Origin of the sequence: Bacteroides thetaiotaomicron VPI-5482, assembly GCF_000011065.1 — a bacterium.
GTDB classification, from domain to species: Bacteria; Bacteroidota; Bacteroidia; order Bacteroidales; family Bacteroidaceae; genus Bacteroides; species Bacteroides thetaiotaomicron.
In genome coordinates, this window is sequence record NC_004663.1 from 2,367,047 (window position 1) to 2,386,364 (window position 19,318).

17 protein-coding genes and 1 tRNA gene are annotated in these 19,318 nt (G+C 40.9%); 11 read left to right on the top strand and 7 right to left on the bottom strand.

Features of this window, described 5'->3' with window-relative positions:
• Positions 1 to 3: 3 nt before the first annotated feature.
• The 4 genes from lpxK to BT_RS09555 all read left to right on the top strand — a co-directional run bounded on the left by lpxK (position 4) and on the right by BT_RS09555 (position 3,182).
• A complete protein-coding gene (gene lpxK / locus BT_RS09540; protein WP_008765467.1) occupies positions 4 to 1,146 on the top strand; it encodes a tetraacyldisaccharide 4'-kinase in 1,143 nt (380 codons plus the stop codon).
• Positions 1,085 to 1,894, top strand: coding sequence for a purine-nucleoside phosphorylase (locus tag BT_RS09545; protein ID WP_008761225.1), 810 nt, complete (start codon positions 1,085 to 1,087; stop codon positions 1,892 to 1,894). Before lpxK ends, BT_RS09545 begins: the two co-directional genes overlap by 62 nt.
• Positions 1,895 to 1,909: 15 nt before the next feature.
• Positions 1,910 to 2,944 carry a thiamine-phosphate kinase gene (thiL, locus tag BT_RS09550; protein WP_008761224.1) on the top strand — a complete coding sequence of 345 codons (1,035 nt, stop codon included), beginning with the start codon at positions 1,910 to 1,912 and terminating at the stop codon, positions 2,942 to 2,944.
• A 165-nt stretch (positions 2,945 to 3,109) separates the two neighbouring features.
• Positions 3,110 to 3,182: transfer RNA gene (locus tag BT_RS09555), tRNA-Phe, on the top strand.
• Between the two features lie 77 nt (positions 3,183 to 3,259).
• On the opposite strand, the gene BT_RS09560 is transcribed toward BT_RS09555, so the two are convergent.
• The 5 genes from BT_RS09560 to BT_RS09580 all read right to left on the bottom strand — a co-directional run bounded on the left by BT_RS09560 (position 3,260) and on the right by BT_RS09580 (position 8,234).
• Positions 3,260 to 4,486 (bottom strand): glycoside hydrolase family 76 protein, encoded by a 1,227-nt coding sequence (locus BT_RS09560; RefSeq protein WP_011108035.1) that lies wholly within the window; start codon positions 4,484 to 4,486, stop codon positions 3,260 to 3,262.
• 276 nt (positions 4,487 to 4,762) lie between these two features.
• Positions 4,763 to 5,221, bottom strand: coding sequence for a cold shock domain-containing protein (locus tag BT_RS09565; RefSeq protein ID WP_008765470.1), 459 nt, complete (start codon positions 5,219 to 5,221; stop codon positions 4,763 to 4,765).
• 54 nt (positions 5,222 to 5,275) lie between these two features.
• Positions 5,276 to 6,400, bottom strand: coding sequence for a DEAD/DEAH box helicase (locus BT_RS09570; protein WP_011108036.1), 1,125 nt, complete (start codon positions 6,398 to 6,400; stop codon positions 5,276 to 5,278).
• 94 nt (positions 6,401 to 6,494) lie between these two features.
• Entirely contained in the window at positions 6,495 to 7,568 is a 1,074-nt protein-coding gene (locus tag BT_RS09575) for an NAD(P)H-dependent flavin oxidoreductase (RefSeq protein ID WP_016269667.1), read from the bottom strand.
• A gap of 363 nt (positions 7,569 to 7,931) precedes the next feature.
• The gene (locus tag BT_RS09580; RefSeq protein ID WP_008761179.1) at positions 7,932 to 8,234 is read right to left on the bottom strand and encodes an RNA recognition motif domain-containing protein; all 303 of its coding nucleotides are present in this window, start codon (positions 8,232 to 8,234) and stop codon (positions 7,932 to 7,934) included.
• 319 nt (positions 8,235 to 8,553) lie between these two features.
• On the opposite strand from BT_RS09580, the gene BT_RS09585 reads away from it, so the two are divergent.
• Positions 8,554 to 9,330: a helix-turn-helix transcriptional regulator gene (locus tag BT_RS09585; RefSeq protein ID WP_008765472.1), complete on the top strand. Its 777-nt coding sequence runs from the start codon at positions 8,554 to 8,556 to the stop codon at positions 9,328 to 9,330.
• Here the strand turns inward: BT_RS09585 and BT_RS09590 are convergent, their stop codons facing one another.
• Complete coding sequence (locus BT_RS09590) at positions 9,331 to 9,915, bottom strand: hypothetical protein (RefSeq protein WP_008765473.1); 585 nt, start codon at positions 9,913 to 9,915, stop codon at positions 9,331 to 9,333.
• 141 nt (positions 9,916 to 10,056) lie between these two features.
• On the opposite strand from BT_RS09590, the gene BT_RS09595 reads away from it, so the two are divergent.
• From BT_RS09595 to BT_RS09605, 3 genes are all read left to right on the top strand, one after another.
• On the top strand, positions 10,057 to 12,117 hold the full coding sequence (locus tag BT_RS09595) for a HelD family protein (protein WP_011108037.1): 2,061 nt from the start codon (positions 10,057 to 10,059) through the stop codon (positions 12,115 to 12,117).
• Positions 12,118 to 12,255: 138 nt separating this feature from the next.
• Positions 12,256 to 12,618 (top strand): hypothetical protein, encoded by a 363-nt coding sequence (locus tag BT_RS09600; RefSeq protein ID WP_008765457.1) that lies wholly within the window; start codon positions 12,256 to 12,258, stop codon positions 12,616 to 12,618.
• A complete protein-coding gene (locus BT_RS09605) occupies positions 12,615 to 13,544 on the top strand; it encodes an IS3 family transposase (protein ID WP_105100199.1) in 930 nt (309 codons plus the stop codon). Before BT_RS09600 ends, BT_RS09605 begins: the two co-directional genes overlap by 4 nt.
• A gap of 296 nt (positions 13,545 to 13,840) precedes the next feature.
• On the opposite strand, the gene BT_RS09610 is transcribed toward BT_RS09605, so the two are convergent.
• Positions 13,841 to 15,034 (bottom strand): ISAs1-like element ISBthe4 family transposase, encoded by a 1,194-nt coding sequence (locus BT_RS09610; protein WP_011108038.1) that lies wholly within the window; start codon positions 15,032 to 15,034, stop codon positions 13,841 to 13,843.
• 759 nt (positions 15,035 to 15,793) lie between these two features.
• Here BT_RS09610 and BT_RS09615 point away from each other — a divergent pair.
• From BT_RS09615 to BT_RS09625, 3 genes are all read left to right on the top strand, one after another.
• The gene (locus BT_RS09615; RefSeq protein WP_008761175.1) at positions 15,794 to 17,449 is read left to right on the top strand and encodes a tetratricopeptide repeat protein; all 1,656 of its coding nucleotides are present in this window, start codon (positions 15,794 to 15,796) and stop codon (positions 17,447 to 17,449) included.
• Positions 17,450 to 17,611: 162 nt separating this feature from the next.
• A complete protein-coding gene (locus BT_RS09620; protein WP_016269651.1) occupies positions 17,612 to 18,016 on the top strand; it encodes a hypothetical protein in 405 nt (134 codons plus the stop codon).
• A 12-nt stretch (positions 18,017 to 18,028) separates the two neighbouring features.
• Positions 18,029 to 19,315 carry a leucine-rich repeat protein gene (locus BT_RS09625; protein WP_048694876.1) on the top strand — a complete coding sequence of 429 codons (1,287 nt, stop codon included), beginning with the start codon at positions 18,029 to 18,031 and terminating at the stop codon, positions 19,313 to 19,315.
• Positions 19,316 to 19,318 lie beyond the last annotated feature (3 nt).

The following is a 19,318-nucleotide window of genomic DNA, read 5'->3' on the forward strand; positions in this document are numbered from 1 at the left end:
TGCATGGACGAACACTTTATCAAGATACATAAGTGGCTTTACCCTGTCTCATGGATTTACGGGGCAGTGGTAACAGTAAGAAACAAACTCTTTGACTGGGGATTCCTCCGGTCAAAGAGTTTTGGTGTTCCTGTCATCTGCATCGGCAACCTGTCTGTAGGCGGCACGGGAAAGACGCCGCACACCGAATATCTGATAAAGCTGCTTCGTGATAACTATCATGTGGCAGTATTAAGCCGGGGATATAAAAGGCATAGCCGAGGATATGTGCTTGCCACTCCCCAAAGTACTGCACGCAGCATCGGTGACGAGCCTTACCAGATGCATACCAAGTTCCCGTCTGTCACACTAGCTGTCGATGAGAACCGTTGCCATGGCATAGAACAATTACTATCCATCAAAGAACCGTCCATTGAAGTTGTATTGCTGGATGATGCTTTCCAGCACCGTTACGTCAAGCCGGGACTAAGCATCCTGCTGACGGATTATCACCGCCTCTTCTGCGACGATACTTTACTTCCGGCAGGTCGTCTGCGCGAGTCTGTCAACGGTAAAAACCGGGCACAAATCGTCATTGTCACAAAGTGTCCGCAGGATATTAAGCCGATTGACTATAATATTATCACAAAACGACTGAACCTTTATCCTTATCAGCAGTTATACTTCTCATCGTTTCGTTATGGAAATCTGCAACCGGTATTTCCATCAGCAAATTCAGAGATTGATTCTACAGTGAATGAGTTACCGCTGAGTGCTTTAACGAATACGGATATTTTGCTGGTAACGGGCATTGCATCACCTGCGCCTATTCTCGAAGAGTTGAAAATGTATACCGATCAGATTGATTCGCTTTCATTCGACGACCATCATCATTTCAGTCATCGGGACATACAACAGATCAAGGAACGATTCGGAAAACTGAAAGGTGAACATAAACTGATTGTCACCACCGAGAAAGATGCAACCCGCCTGATTCATCATCCGGTATTGAGCGAGGAACTGAAACCGTTTATTTACGCCTTGCCGATTGAGATTGAGATATTACAAAATCAACAAGATAAATTTAACCAACACATTATTGGCTATGTTAGAGAAAATACAAGAAACAGCAGCTTTTCTGAAAGGGAAAATGCACACCAGTCCTGAAACAGCCATCATCCTTGGCACCGGACTTGGCAGTTTGGCAGACGAGATCACCGAGAAGTATGAAATAAAGTATTCGGATATTCCTAACTTCCCGGTGTCTACTGTCGAAGGTCATAGCGGTAAACTGATTTTCGGCAAGTTGGGCAACAAAGACATCATGGCAATGCAAGGGCGTTTTCATTATTATGAAGGTTATTCCATGAAGGAAGTGACTTTCCCTGTACGTGTAATGCGTGAGCTGGGTATCAAAACATTGTTTGTATCCAACGCCAGCGGTGGTACAAACGAAGCTTTTGAAATCGGTGACCTGATGATTATCACCGATCATATCAACTACTTCCCCGAACATCCGCTTCGTGGCAAGAATATTCCTTATGGTCCACGCTTCCCGGATATGAGCGAAGCATATGATAAGGAACTGATTCGTAAAGCTGACGAGATTGCTCAGGAAAAAGGCATTAAGGTACAACATGGAATTTATATCGGTACGCAAGGCCCTACTTTCGAGACTCCTGCTGAATATAAACTATTCCACATTCTGGGTGCCGATGCAGTCGGTATGTCTACCGTTCCCGAAGTGATCGTAGCCAACCACTGCGGAATCAAGGTATTCGGAATCTCCGTCATCACTGACTTGGGAGTAGAAGGAAAAATTGTAGAAGTATCGCATGAAGAAGTTCAGAAGGCAGCGGACGCAGCTCAACCTAAAATGACCACTATCATGCGTGAACTTATCAACCGTGCTTAATACTAAACTCTATTTATGCGAACTGAAATAGCAACTCTCGGCGAGTTCGGTCTGATCGACCGCCTCACCGAGGGAATTAAACCAGAAAACGAATCAACCAAATACGGAGTGGGTGATGATGCCGCCGTCCTCTCCTACCCTTCGGAGAAACAACTATTAGTAACAACCGACTTATTAATGGAAGGTGTTCATTTCGACCTGACTTATGTCCCTCTGAAACATCTGGGATATAAATCGGCCGTAGTCAATTTCTCCGATATCTATGCAATGAACGGTACGCCCCGGCAGATCACCGTATCGCTCGCTCTTTCCAAACGCTTCAGCGTAGAGGACATGGAAGAGCTTTATTCAGGCATTCGTCTGGCATGCCAACAGTATCATGTTGACATTATCGGAGGCGATACATCCTCTTCTCTTACGGGACTTGCCATCAGCATCACCTGTATCGGAGATGCCGATAAAGACAAAGTGGTCTACCGCAACGGAGCCAAAGACACTGACTTAATCTGTGTCAGCGGTGACTTGGGCGCCGCCTATATGGGTCTGCAACTCCTGGAACGTGAGAAAACAGTACTGAAGGGTGAAAAAGATATCCAACCGGACTTCACCGGCAAAGAATACTTACTGGAACGCCAGTTGAAACCGGAAGCCCGTAAAGATATCATCGAAAAACTGGCGGCTGCCAATATTGTCCCCACATCCATGATGGACATCTCCGATGGTCTGTCGTCCGAATTAATGCATATCTGCAAACAAAGTAATACGGGATGCCGTGTCTATGAGGAACATATTCCTATTGACTATCAGACGGCTGTCATGGCAGAAGAATTCAACATGAACCTGACCACTTGTGCCATGAATGGCGGTGAAGATTATGAATTGCTTTTCACTGTCCCCATCGCCGATCATGAGAAAGTATCACAGATGGAGGGAATCCGCCTCATCGGGCATATCACCAAACCCGAACTCGGTTGCGCATTGATTACCCGTGACGGACAAGAATTTGAATTGAAGGCTCAGGGATGGAATCCGCTAAAAGAAGATAAATAGATTTTCTCAGTTATATACTGAAAAATATTTCATTCCATACAACACTGATAATAAGCAAAGTAGCTTTTTATCAGTGTTTTTTATTTATAGAAGCCTTGCAGAATCCAAAACTTTAACTACCTTTGCAACCGCAAAAGAGAAACAACTGAGTTGAATTAGCCTTACGGTGCCATAGCTCAGTTGGTAGAGCAAAGGACTGAAAATCCTTGTGTCCCCGGTTCGATTCCTGGTGGCACCACTATCAACTCAGTAACAAAAATCCCTTGAACTTTTGAAGTTCAAGGGATTTTTGTTTTATCTCTTTTCTTATTCACTCTATCGGTGTTTAAGTACACACATAGCTTCCATCAGCATACAACCGGTCAGATGCGATGTCAATCCCACACTCTCATCATCAGCAGGTGCTTTTCTCCAACGACCGCTATATAACATAGTCTTCTGATTCACTCCTTGCTCTGCCATAACCGTAGCACAATGAGTTATGTAGTCGCGAAACTTATTATAATTGGCACTATCCAGTGCAGGGTCATTAATCAGTTTCACAAAATAACGGAAGAAGATGCCATGAAACAAGCCACCGTCACCACCTTCTGCATCGGAGAGTACACCTTCATTGGTCGACAAATGGTCAATCACAAAATTGGCCGCTTTTACTGCATCTGCCAGATATTGCTTATCACCGGTAATCTTATACAGTTCATGAGCTGCTCCCAGGAAAGTACCCGAGTTGTACGAAAATACCCATTTGGTAATCTTGCCTTCTCCATTCATGCTGTCATACACTGCCCCCGTCTGACGGTCGAACAAGTTATTCTTCTCCCATGTATATATTTTAATGGCCTCATTCAGATAAGCCTGTTTGGGTTTTCCGGCCTTTTTACCCATAGCATCGTAAAAATTATACAACCGGGCAGCAATAAGGGCAGCAGGACCATTGGAACAAGCGTTCTTAGATTTTGCCACATCCGTCTTCCAGGTAATGCCACCAAACCACGGAGCCTCATCTTCCGGTCCCCAAGTAGACCAAACCCAATCATCGTAGGTCTGTCTCGCCTTTTTCAGATACTTGGTATTCTTAGTGCTTTCAAACATGCGAATCTGTGCCAGAGCAATCCATTCCATATCGTCTACAAACACATTCCACCACGGGTCTTCCTCTCTGCCCGCAAAATTGAATTTCGGTGCACCTTCCCACCATAACGGGTATATATTCAAATACTGTTTGCTTCCGGTACGCATATATGCATCTACCATGACATCCATAGCATGTGCCTGTGGCCAATAATGATTGGTAGTCATATTGGAAAGATCACTACCATAATTAAAATAAAACCGATTCTCATACCCTTTGAAGTTTGCGCCCCAAAAATGCTTGATAAGGGCTTGCGACATACCATCTGCCATTTTCTGCCAATAAACAGGCGTCTTTTCCGCCGGACTTGCTGTAGTTTTTTCTACAATTACAGCATTGCTTCCTCCTGTCTCAGCAGAGAGCTGCAAAGTCAAGCTGAGAAAAAATACCGTAATCAATAAGTTCTTCATGTTTTCTGCGTTTAAAAGTTAATAATATTTCAGACTCAGCGGGCAAAGGTATGAAATAGTAGAGATAATGAATCATTATTTCTTGCCATTTTTGTACGATATACTGCATTCTTCTTCCGGTTACCCTCTGTTCCCCTGTCTGCCTGCAATACTATTTTTACGCATAAAAAATCCCTTGAACCTCTGAGACTCAAGGGATTTTTATTTTATCATATTACACTTAAGCAAATGAATATCTAAAAATAAGTTTCAATACTTACATTTTTTGTTTTTGTTTTAATTCTCCACCGGTTTCTTTTCGAGACAGATATTGACCGCATTCATTCCTTTCACACCACGTTCAAGATCGAATGTTACAATATTACCTTCCGAGATATTACCAACGACATTATTAACATGGAAAAAGTACTTATCAACTCCGGCAAGGTCCTTTATAAAACCAAAGCCTCTTGCCTCATTAAAGAATTCAACTCTCCCTCTCAATATAACGGGTTCCTCGTCTTCTTTCTTCGGAGTTGCAATGATTATCTCATCCAGGTTTATCTCTTCCTTTTTAATGTTTTCAGCCGGAGGAGTCGAAGTTATCATTCCATTCTCGTCCACATAAGCAATCATATCATCGAAGCTGCTTTTACTGGATAACTTCTTGCTATCCTTTTTCTTTTGTTTTTCTTCTCGTTTAGCGAGTCTCTTTTTTTCATTTTCACGTTTACCTACCGTAATGGATTTTGCCATAGAACTTATATTTAATTTATACTATATTTTAATGAATAATGTAAGGGAATGACCTTAAATTGTAAAATCAGCCCTATTTAGTTTTTTGCCTGTCAATTTCTGAATATCATTAATCTGTTTGCGTTCTTCCTGAGAGCAGAATGTAAGTGCCATACCTGCATTTCCAGCTCTTCCCGTACGCCCGATTCGGTGTACATATGTCTCGGGAACATCAGGAAGATCATAATTGATAACCAACGGCAGTTCATTAATATCAATTCCCCGGGAAGCGATATCAGTAGCAACCATCACTCGCGTCTTACCCGACTTGAAGTTACCCAATGCGGACTGCCGTGCCGCCTGACTCTTATTTCCATGAATAGCCTGGCTGCCAATGCCGGCTTTACCCAATATTTTAACTATCTTATCAGCATTATGCTTGGTACGCGAAAAGATAAGTACCGACCGGTCCTCCGATTTTTGCAAAATTGAAATCAGCAACAGGCTCTTTTCTTTCTTCTCAACAAAGTAAACCAACTGCTTTATAGAATCTACCGTTGATGATTTCGGTGTAACATAAATCTTCACCGGATTCTTCAACAAGGAATTAGTCAGAGCAATAATCGTATCAGGCATCGTAGCCGAAAAGAACAACGTTTGCTTTTCTTTCGGAAGCTTCGGCAATATCCGTTTAATATCATGAATAAAGCCCATATCAAGCATACGGTCTGCTTCGTCCAGAACAAAATACTGAATATTATCCAATCGTATATGTCCTTGATTCATCAAATCGAGCAGACGCCCCGGAGTAGCAACCAGAATATCAATTCCTTTATGCAGCATATCCACTTGCGGACGTTGATTCACGCCTCCGAAGATGACTCCGTGACGGATACGTGTATACTTTGAATAATCTTCAATACATTCACTGATTTGCAATGCGAGTTCGCGGGTAGGAGTCAAAATCAGAGCTTTGATTTCCGAACGCTTGCCCTCTCCCTTATTGAGATGCAAATGTTGTATAATAGGTATTGCAAATGAAGCAGTCTTTCCGGTTCCAGTCTGCGCACAGCCTAAAATGTCTTTTTTTGCCAATGCTACAGGAATCGCTTTCTCCTGAATAGGAGTAGGTACTGTATATCCTTTTTCTTCAATTGCTTTTAAAATAGGTTCGGTTATATTTAATTCTTTAAATGTCATAAATGTTATTTTTGCTGTTTCAGCACAGCGGTTAATTTTATATATAGTAAGAGAGCACAACACATTCAATACTGAATATGCAAGGTCTCCGATATTAAACCAGTTTGTGAGTCGCTAAGAAAAACTCGCGTTCCAGTGTATTCATCACTTCTTTCACACTGCTTATTTTATCTGCGAGAAAGGCGTTGCTACCGGCAAAAGCATAACCTTTTTTCATATTTCCTTTGGCCGCATTATACAGCGCTTTAATAATGCAATAAGGACTTTTTGTATAGTCACACGTCTTAATGCAATGGAATGAGCATTTCCTCGGCTTTTCCAGACCATTATTCACACTATGAATAAATTCTCCGTCAATAGCCCGTCCCGGCATTCCGACAGGACTTTCAATAATAAGAACATCTTCGGATTTGGAGTGAATATACACTTCTTTGAAAGTTTCCGAAGCATCACATTCAAGGGTTGTCACGAAAATACTTCCCATCTGCACTCCCGAAGCTCCCAGTTCCATAAAGTGCGCAATATCTTCACCTGTCGAAATTCCACCGGCGGCAATCACCGGAATATGTTTCTGTTCTTTATAACTGGCCGCAATCGCCACTACTTCGGGAATCAATACATCCAACGCATAATTCTGGTCTTGCAGCTGTTCTTTCTTAAAACCCAGATGCCCTCCGGCTTTGGGACCTTCTACCACTATCGCATCCGGCAGATAGTTATAATTCTTTTGCCATTTGTCACAGATTATTTTGGCAGCTCTTGAAGAAGATACAATAGGTACTAATTTCGTAATACTCCCCGTAGTCAAATAGGAAGGCAAATCAAGTGGAAGTCCGGCACCGGAAAATATCACATCAATCTTTTCATTAATCGCAGTACGCACCATATCAGCATAATTCGATAAGGCAACCATGACATTCACACCAATAATACCTTTTGTTTTCATGCGTGATTTGCGAATCTCTTCTTTCAGGCCACTGATGCATTTTTCTGTATAAGTGCCTTTTTCTTTGGGATAAAGCAACCCCAGACCTGCACACGATATAACTCCCACTCCCCCTTCGTTTGCTACTGCTGACGCCAGACCGGACAATGATATCCCAACTCCCATTCCACCTTGTATAACAGGTACTTTAATTTCAATATTTCCTATAAAAAATGATTTCATATATTTTATTCTGTGCTTGGCCATTTCAAAATCAACACACTCCGAACATACTCTATTCAAGTATTCAAAGTCGCCTTCATCATTGGCTGTTCGCTTGATTGGATATTATTTATTAAACTCTCACTCCTGTTTCTTCCAAGAGCATTGTATTACAAAAAAGCCTAATAATCTATTGTCAGAATGGAAAGTGCAGGATTATATACTCCTGATATTGCGCATAAAAGAGGCAGAATTAGCAGAACTTAAATGTAAAATGATTTTTCGTTTTCTCCGTATAACAGAAATTCCTCCGTTGAATCATGAAACGGTAATAGTCTGTATAAAAGCAGAAGACATTATCTTCTGCTTTTATTTATTCTGATATTAATATCTTCTTGAATTGTTATAACCACCTCCACGGTTACCACCGTATGACGGTTTTTCAGCGCGAGGACGTGCAACGCTCACTGAAATAACCTTCTGGTCATATTCAACTCCATTCAATTCGTCAATAGCTTTTTGTCCTTCTGCATCATTCGTCATTTCTACGAAAGCGAATCCTCTGGATCTGCCGGTTTCTCTATCAAAAATAACTTTGGCTGAAGAAACTTCTCCATACTCTGCAAATAAATTTGTCAAGTCAGCATCATTTGTGCCATAACTTAAACCTGAAATGTAAATGTTCATCTAAAATTTTATTAAAAATAAATACTAATTTGGAGTGAGGAGGATAATTACAGAAGAGGACTACTTACTAATAATATATTATAAAGAAGAACTACACAATAATGATTCGTGACTCAAACTCTGGGAACAAAGATAACACAATTAATTAGATAACTATCTTTTTATTATTTATTTTTCAAGAGATGTTCAATAATTATCATTTGTTAGCACGATTATTGTATGGAAACAATAAGAATAAGCAAATCTCTACTCCTTCCTTGATAATATCACGGATTATATCTACTTTTGTCATACTTCAATCAAAAAAACAGTTCCATACATGCGGGAAATCAAGCTAACAGATATCACACGGGAAGAATTGTGGGCAAAGCAACGTTTGTCCTTTACCGACATCGACTATGCCGTGTGGGAACGGAATAAATCCATGCTTCATCAATTCTCGAAGATGAACCGGAACTGTACATTTGTAGTAGACGTATATAAATGCAGATATGCCTATGCTTCTCCGAACTTTGTAGATTTACTGGGATATGATGCCCACAAGATAGCAACATTGGAAAGGCAGGGTGATTATCTGGAATCGCGCATCCATCCCGACGACCGCGAGCAATTGCTCATCTTACAAATAAAATTAAGTCAGTTTATATACAGTTTGCCTCCGGAACAACGAAATGACTATTCTAATATTTACAGTTTTCGTGTTCTCAATGCGAGGCAACAATACGTGCGTGTTGTCAGCAGGCATCAGGTTCTGGAGCAGACCATCGATGGAAAAGCATGGCTGGTAATTGGGAATATGGATATCTCACCTGATCAACAAGAGGCCGAAACGGTAGACTGTACTGTACTCAATCTGAAAAATGGAGAGATGTTCTCTCCTTCTCCGTCACTGCAGACCTTCAATCCTCTCACCAAACGGGAAGCTGAAATTTTACGCCTGATCCAAAAAGGACTGTTAAGTAAAGAAATAGCAGACAAACTGTGTGTCAGCATTCATACCGTCAATATTCACCGACAGAATCTATTACGGAAATTAGGAGTACAAAATTCCATTGAAGCCATCCGAATAGGATATGAGACGGGGATATTAAGCTGATTAAGGCATCCATTCCAGCACTCCTCCCACCGGATGCTCTTTTCGCCATTCTTCAAACCCGGCATAAGTCCGCACTCCATCCCGTATGACAGCCTGATAATATTCTACCCCCATAATCTTTTCACTTTCGGGTGTCTCATTTTTCAATTGAAGAATTGTCCGCTTAATCTCATCTGTCAAGACGGAAGAAATACGTTCGGCTACTTTCTCAAAATACCCATCGTATCGGGAACCTTTCCGGATATGTATCATATCAATTTGCCAGAGTGCATTATCCGAATCCTGATACCAGGCATGCCATTCAACACACGCCTCAACAGTATGCAGCAGATTCACGCACTCTATCTTCTTCACTGACGTGTTTTCCGCCAGCTTCGCCATCGCCCTGAAACTATCGGCTAAACTTAAAGAAGACGTATATATATGAAAATCAATATCCCGGTGTTTCATCAGCAACCCCATACGAAGAGAACCAACCAGATTAACCTGTGCACCAATACTTTCCCATATCGGGATAACATTGACTTTCTCTATTATTTCCCATGCTTTCTGCTGATTTCGTCTTGCAACATCAAGGATATCCATCTTTCTTCTAGATTAAATGAGCACGCAAAAATAAGAAAAAGGCTTGATATATAGCTATAAATAACTATTTAATACCCCACCGGATCTAGCTAACTTTGCCACCCTTTCAATCAACTTTTAATACCCAAACTGAATTTATATATGATATTCAACGAAACAGAAGAGCAGGAAAAAGCATATTTGCAACAGGTGCTCAATATCATCAATGATACGATAAACAGCACAGACAAGTCTGTTAAAGAGCACATAGATACTCTGCAGGAATACAAAGATTATCTATGGTCCAATAAAGACATCGATCCTCATGAAATCCGTTCCATGCGTGAAAGTATACTGAATCATTTTGCACGAGGCGAAAATGTGATAGACAAACGCAATCGCCTGAGTAAGATATTGGATATTCCTTACTTCGGACGAATCGACTTTAAGGAAAATGGAAGCAGCGGCAAAAAACTTCCTGTATATATAGGTATACACACATTCTACGATTTCAAAAACAAAAGAAATCTGATATATGATTGGCGGTCACCTATTTCGGGTATGTTTTATGACTATGAGTCAGGTGAGGCCACTTATTCTTCTCCGTCAGGTGAAGTGCATGGAGAGATTTCACTCAAGCGTCAGTACCGCATTCGCAAAGGTAAGATGGAATATATGATTGAAAGTTCCGTCACTGTTCATGATGATATCCTGCAAAAAGAGCTCTGTTCCAATGCAGACGACAAGATGAAAAACATCGTTATGACCATCCAACGCGAACAAAACCGGATTATCCGCAACGAAGATACGCCCGTACTCATCATACAGGGAGTCGCCGGCTCGGGAAAAACGTCTATTGCCTTACACCGTATTGCTTACCTGCTCTATGCACAAAAAGGAAAAATTTCATCCAAAGATATTCTGATCATCTCACCTAATAAAGTATTTGCCGATTACATATCCAATGTCCTTCCGGAACTTGGTGAAACGACTGTACCGGAAACCAGCATGGAACAAATTCTCTCCACCGTCCTCGATAACAAATATAAGTATCAGAATTTCTTCGGACAAGTTTCGGAACTACTGGAAAAGCCGGCTCCGGATTTTATCGAACGGATACAATACAAAGCTTCTTTCGAATTTGTTTCCCGACTGGACAAATTCATCCTCCATATGGAAAATCACTATTTCAGAGCGACTGATGTAAAACTCACCAAGTATATCACTATTCCCGCAGAATTCGTAGGGGAACAGTTCAAACGATTCCATCGTTACCCCATACGCCAACGATTTGAAACCATGACAGATTACATTCTGGAAATGATGAAAATCCAGTATAACCTTACAGTGACTACCGCTGAGAAAAATCTGCTGAGAAAAGAAATTAAGAATATGTTTTCAGGAAATAACGACCTCCAGATCTATAAAGACTTTTTCGAATGGGCCGGAAAACCTGAAATGTTCAAGATGCGAAAGAATCGTATGCTGGAATATGCAGATATGGCTCCCCTGGCTTATCTGCACCTCGCATTGGATGGAAATAGAACTCAAACTCATATCAGGCATCTTCTGATAGATGAAATGCAGGACTATTCTCCCATACAATACAAGGTGATCCAAAAACTTTATCCCTGCCGGAAAACAATTCTTGGAGATGCTTCTCAATCTGTCAATCCCTATGGTTCTTCAACTGCTGCCATGATTCAAAAAGCGTTTACCACCGGAGAAGTAATGAAACTATGTAAGAGTTACCGCTCTACTTTTGAAATTACCAGTCTGGCGCAGAAAATTCAGGCAAACAATGAACTGGAACCCATTATGCGACATGGAGAACAACCTGAAATTTTTCCATTCAAGAATGCAGAAGAAGAAACGACAGGCATTGTTAATTTGGTATCGGACTTCAGAAACTCCGGATATACATCTTTGGGAATAATCTGTAAAACAGAAACTCAGGCAAAAGCGCTTGCTCAGAAACTCCAAGTCCATACAGATAACATATCGTTTTTGTCAAGTCTAAGTTCAGCTTATACAAAAGGCATTGTTGTCACTTCCGCACACATGGCAAAAGGGTTGGAATTTGATGAAGTGATCGTTCCACAAGCTGATAATCAGAATTATCATTCCACCATAGATAAAAGTATGCTTTATGTGGCGGTGACAAGGGCGATGCATAAAATCACATTGACCTATAGCGGGATACCCAATCGGTTCATCGAATAATTCCCATCAAGATGGTGGTTATTTGCCCGTTTACCGCTTCTTTGCATATAGTATACCCTGGCTTAACCTGTTTATCAACTAAATGTCTTACCCTGGATTTGGTTGACTACTATAAGTATCAACTAAAATGAATAAAAGATGAAAAAGAGTGACATGACCTTTAGTCCTTATCAGCTTGAACTTCTTGGCGATTTCTATCGTTCGAATTTCTCAGTTTCTCGTTTTGCCCAAGAAAAAGGGATTGCCCGCATTACATTTTGGCGTTGGGTTCGTATCTTTGAGGATTCTAATCCTGAAATATCCGCTTATATGAAAAAGAACAAGTCTCCCAAGTCCTCGGATGAATCCTCCTCAATTACTGCCTTACGTCTTGAGAATGAGCGTTTACGTGCAGAGCTTAAAGATGCTAAAATGCGTGCGCACGCCTTCGATACGATGATTGATGTTGCCGAGGAGATGTTTAATCTTCCTATCCGAAAAAAAGCTGGTACCAAACAATAAAAAGGCTTTGTAAAGGGAGGCATGCCTATACGGTGGTCTCTCTTTGCAAATTGTTTGGTGTAACAAAGCAAGCCTTTTATAAGTATGTTGACCATAGTACGGATAGTTCGGCCCGTGAACGTTTTGTTCTTGAGTTTGTCAAACGTGTGCGTTCAAAGGACCCTGGTATTGGGGGGATGAAACTTTGGCTGATGTACCGTAATGAGTTCGGCACCAGCCAGGCCTTTGTTGGGCGTGACTGTTTCTGTGCTATATTGTCCAAGTATAAGCTGACAATACGCAAACGTTTTCGGGCTCCACGTACGACAGACTCCTCTCATCACTTGCCACAGTATCCTGATTTAACCAGGACATTGCTATTAGAACATCCTGATCAGCTGTGGGTTAGTGATATCACTTACATTACCATATGGTTGCCTGACGGCAGTTATGTGTTCTGCTACCTGTCTCTGGTGACAGACGCCTATACGAAGGAGATCATTGGGTATTGCGTAGGTGATACTCTGGGAAGCTGTTACACAGTGGAAGCTCTGGAAATGGCAGTCAGACGCATAGCTGCAAAGGAGATTAAGGGTTTGATCCATCACTCCGACCGAGGCGTACAATATGCCAGTGCGGATTATATTGCCATATTACGACATAACGGGATTCTTCCCAGCATGACAGAGGATGGCAATCCCAAGGACAATGCCATAGCTGAGCGTGTGAATGGCATTATAAAGAATGAATTGCTGCAAGGAATGCGCTTTAGTTCAATACAGGAAGTCAGAAAAGCTGTAGCAACAGCCGTTCACTTCTATAACAACGAAAGGCCTCATATGAGCTTGGATATGCTTACCCCGGTACAGGCAGGAGAAATGCAAGGACCTATCAGGAAAAGATGGATAAGCTACAGAGAAAAGTATCTGAATGTAGCACTTGCTTAAAAATAAATATGTACATTTGCTTATGAAAAGACCAAGAATGCCCTGCTAGCGGGATAGAAAGAGGAAAAAGGGTGAGTTCCTTTCTTTTTTCTTCTTTCAAAGAGAAGAGTCAACCGGTTAAAGGAATAAGAAAAAAATAAGTAAACCGGAGGCAGGAATAATAAATAATAAAGTAAACAGCTGCCAGGGTTAGTAATATTTCTAGTCAACACATAGCAGCTATTAGAGATAAACAAGTCAACCATTATTAGGGAAGTACAAAAGTTTGTGTATTATCTAACCGCAGGGAAAACGCATTATAAATCATGTAAAATAAGTTCCCATAAGAATTCATTATCCCACCCTGCTATTAATCTTTTTCTATTGATTGGTATCTCTCTTTTGTTGTTTCTCAATGTGGCCAATGCAATTTTCGCCAGTACGGAGAAGTTTAATGCTGATATATTTCTTCTTCTGGTATTGTCTTCATGGAAATTGACATCCAACTGCCAATGTAGATTATTCTCAATTTCCCAGTGTTCTCTACTATTTTTAAGTATCTTCTGCGCATCAGGTTCCAAGGAAGATATAAAACATCTTTTTTCCACTGTAGTGCCTTTGTTTGTATTTCTGGTATTCTCAATATATCCAAAAGACCGTATATTTTTCCACTTCTTTCTAATATCTGCTCCCAGAAAACCGGGATCGTTGCAGCAATAGCAGATTCTCGACTCATTCCTGCCATGTCCTTCCTCATGCGTCTCATATTTGTCAAATCGTACTGTTGTACCTTTTGATACAATACTTTCTGTTGCTGACAGTACTGTTTCCTTTAATTTCGGTTGATTATCTTTCACTATAAAAATGTAGTCACCTTCTCCCTTTATGACTTTCTCTGCAATTGTACGCTGGCATCCTAAAGCGTCAATTGTAATAATACAATCTTTTATACACAACATATCTAATAATTCAGGAATGACAACTATCTCATTTTCCTTTTCTTGTGTGCATAACTGTCCAAGGGAGATTCCCAGTTCTGTTGCAAATGCACTAATAACATGCAATTTGTATTTTCCCGTATTCGAATCAGGAAGTACTCCTTGTTTACGACGACGCTTGTCCTCTTCGGATTCATAGGCTCCTCGTATGGTTTTACCATCAATGGCTATATGACCCGAATAACATTTGAGAATGCTTTGGACCCATTGTCTATAAGATTCTTCAAATTTTAAAGGATCTAATGCCGAGAAAAAGCGATTAAATGTATCATGAGAAGGGATGCCATTAAAATTGGAAAGCTTGGCTGCAAAAAAAGATTCTTTACTTTTACCAAAGTCTTCTATTGAATTCCAAGTATCAGCGCCACATATAACAGCAGAAATGGCAATAAGAACAATGGTACTGGCCTGATGCTTTTTACAACGCTCTATCCGGTTATCTATCAATATTAATGAATCAGCAAATTCATGTAGGTTGCTGATCTCAATCCTTCTTTTAGTTTCTTGCTTCATTTTAATTGTGATTTATAATCACGTAAATGTACTTAAATAATATTGTAAATGAAAGATAAATATCTTATTAATAAGATGAAAAGCCGATATTCATGTAAGATAAATGTATAAAAGATAAAAGAAAAAGTATAATGCGTTTTCCCCTGTATCTAACCGACATCTTCATCGTTCCACCCGGGTGAACAGATCATTGCACAATAATGAACTGGCTTATTCACCTAGGTGATAGAGACTGTTCACCCGGGTGGAACGATGAAGATGTCGGTTAGATAACAGAATAAGATATATAGGATAACATCTAGGATACAGTGACTTAACATACAAACAACTGCTGGTTTTAAACAGATATAGCGGACCACATCTTATGTACTTACTTTGATGTGAGAGATAGCAATGAGAGATAACCGAAAACTAGTGGTTTTGATGGAAAAACAATGAGAGATACCTGTTCGGAAAGGTATCTCTCATTCATTATATTAATGATTGTCAGCATACTAGATATTCCACAGTGAGACCGTGAGACTAAAATTATTTTTTTTCTTTCTAGAAGAGTCTTTTTCCAATAATGACAAAGGATTCATTGTAACAGGCAAAAGCAGCACATACCGCTTTGATGATATTGGGGAACTGCCCTCTATGAATATGACAATGATGCATATGGAATCACAATGATAAAAAATAATGTGTCAATGCAGTCATCATTAAAAAAAGGCACTACTCCTTATTTCAAATCCGAGAGATTTTCACTACATTCACAGCATGAAATGCAGAATTATACTTGGACTATCAGCCATTCTCTTTTTTACAGGATGTTATAATAGAGAACATATTTCCCGGCTTGACGAGGCGGAAGCTCTGTTACAAAACAAGCCGGACAGTGCCTTGACAATATTAAAGCAGCTCAGACAGGAAGGCAGTCAGGCCGAACAGGCCAGATATGCCTTGCTTTACTCGGAAGCATTAGATAAAAACCATATTAAAGTAACGGATGATTCACTGATTCGCCAGGCTTGGAGCCATTATAAACACTATTCCAAAGATTTACGACACCAATGTAAGACTCTCTATTATTGGGGACGAATCAAACTACGGGCAGGAGACAAACCGGGAGCATTGCGCCTTTTTCTCAAAATAGAAGAGAAACTGAAAGACACCAATGAACCTTATTATACAGGACTGTTATACGGGCAAATCGGTGAAGTATATTATGAACAGATGAACTACAGCCGGGCTTATCATTATTTCCGTGAAGCCCGCAATAACTTCCGGCAGTCGGATAATGTACGTGAAGAAACGGAGTCAACACTTGATATGGCAGCCGCAGCTTTTCATTCGAAAGACATAGAGAAAGCAATGCGTCTCTACGCCGCCGCTCTTGATCTGGCCGACGAACAAAAGAACGATCACCTGGCAAAAGCCAGCCTCACGAACCTTGCCTCTCTTTATGTAGTATCGGGCAAGCGGCAAATTCCTCATGACTTGCTGCAACGCATCGAGCTTTCCGCCCGACAGGATACCCTGTACGGCTACCATACACTGGTAGATGTGAACCTTCTGAAAAATCGTATAGACAGCGCACGCTACTATCTGGCTCTCGCAGAAGCACAGACTACCGACATCCGTGACTTGGCCGACCTGCAATATACCGCATATCGTATTGAAGCACAAACCAGGAACTTTGAGAAAGCAACCGATAACATACATCGTTATATCTATCTGACTGATTCGCTGACACGCTCAAACATGCAGTTTTCCGCCGGCATGGTGGAACGCGAATATTTTAAAGAACGGACTGACTTTGCCGAATACCGGATGAAAAACCGTACTACCTGGGAAATCGCAGCAGCAACTGTAATCCTTCTGATGATAGGAGTGGCTTATTACATCACCCGCCAACGCCTGCGACTGCAACGCGAACGCACCGACCGCTATCTGCTACTGGCAGAAGAAGCTAATTCCGAGTATAAAACTCTGACCGAACGCATGGAAGGACAGCGCAATACTGAAAACCATCTAAAAGGATTGATAGCCTCTCGTTTTGACATTATCGACAAATTGGGAAAAACTTACTACGAACGCGAGAATACCGCATCACAACAGGCCGCCATGTTCCACGAAGTGAAACAAATAATCACCGATTTTGCAGAAAACAATGAAATGCTGCAAGAACTGGAGCTTATCGTAAATACCTGCCATGACAACGCCATGCAAAAACTCCGGAATGATTTCCCTGCAATGAAAGAAGCTGACATTCGGTTACTCTGCTATATCTTTGTAGGTTTTTCACCACAAGTAATAAGCCTGTTCATGAAAGATACGGTAGCCAATGTATATGCCCGGAAGTCACGACTTAAATCACGTATCAAATCAGCAGAGACTGCTAACAAGGACCTGTTTTTATCACTTTTCGGATAGGTGTTAGGCCAGTGTTAGAAATCTGAGAACCCATTCAAAATAACTATCTGAATATCAACACTATTAAAACACCAGTGTTAGATTTACAAGATCGTACCATAACTCAAAAATGATATGATCTTACTACTTTTGCATTCGAAAAAATTGAAAAAAGAGAAGATTATGAGAAAGATTGTTATTCTGCTAGGTATCATACTTTTTATGATAGCGTGCGAAAAAGGAAACGAAGAAGTGAGAGAAGCTAAAGTAGTGGTTGTCGTTTATGATGAAAATGGAAAAATTGCAACGGGTATTCCCGTAAAGATGTATAATGAAAAAGATTATAAAGTTTTTGAGAAAGATAATCTGACCTTACCTACTGCGGTTGCCCGAACCAATGAAAGCGGGATAGCCACCTTTATTTTACCGCAAGAAGAATGGTTCGCAGCACAGTCGCAGCGGTTCTTTACGTTCGTGGTACAAGAAGGTGGCGGACCTGATAACTACCAGATATGGTCTTCCGGCAGAACCGTAGAAGCAGGTAAGGTAGTGAAAATAGAAATACGTTTAACCCAATTCCCTAACTAAGCTTTTATCACAATGAAACAAACTAAACTTAATATATTAATAGTACTTTGCCTGCAAATGATGACAGGACTTACATTACTGAGTTGCAGCACTGAAAACGATGAATTCAAGAAGGAACTGCCTCCAACGGAGCAACCATCTGAACCCACAGGAGCCTTACTTGAACGTTTTTCCATAGACCAGCTGCCTGCAAAAACGATTTATGCATTAGGAGAGAGTATAGACTTAACTGGACTCAAAGTGACAGGTGAATATGATGATGGGAAACAACGGTCCGTGAATGTTGCCCCAAAACAGATCAGTGGTTTCTCGTCATCTGTCCCTGTCGACAAACAGGAAGTGACCATAACAATAGAAGGAAAGCAGAAAAGCTTTACTATTCAGGTGGCGCCTGTCCGTGTGGAAAACGGAGTTCTGACAGAAGTCCTGAAAGGGTACGATGAAATCATACTCCCCAACAGCGTGAAATCCATTCCTAAAAACGCTTTCAACGGCAGTAAAATAAACAAGGTGACACTCAATGAGGGACTGAAATCCATCGGAGATATGGCTTTCTTCAATTCAACTATTCAGGAAGTTATATTTCCCTCGACTCTGGAACAGCTTGAGGAAAACATATTCTACTATTGCTATCACCTTAAAAAAGCAGATTTAAGCCGGACTAAACTCACTAAACTTCCCGCAAGCACCTTTGTATATGCGGGCGTTGAAGAAGTGTTATTACCTGCTACGTTGACAGAAATCGATGCACAGGCATTCCTCAAGACGTCTCAACTGAAAACGATTGAGATTCCGGAGAACGTCAGAACAATCGGGCTGGAAGCATTCCGGGAAAGTAGCATTACAACCGTGAAGTTACCGAATGGTGTTACAAACATAGCGCAAAGAGCCTTTTATTACTGTCCGGAATTAACGGAAGTGACAACTTACGGAACTGTTTTCAATGATGATCCCGAAGCTATGATTCACCCTTACTGTCTGGAAGGATGTCCCCAATTAACACGTTTCGAAATTCCACAAAGTATCCGGATATTGGGACAAGGATTATTGGGCGGTAACAGAAAAGTCACTCAACTGACCATTCCGGCAAATGTGACACAGATTAATTTTTCAGCATTCAATAACACAGGTATCAAAGAAGTCAAGGTAGAAGGGATAACACCCCCACAAGTATTTGAAAAGATATGGTACGGATTTCCGGATGACATTACTGTCATTCGTGTTCCCGCCGAATCTGTAGAGAAATATAAAACCGCAGCCGGTTGGCAAGACTACACAAACAAAATACAAGCGTCCTGATGA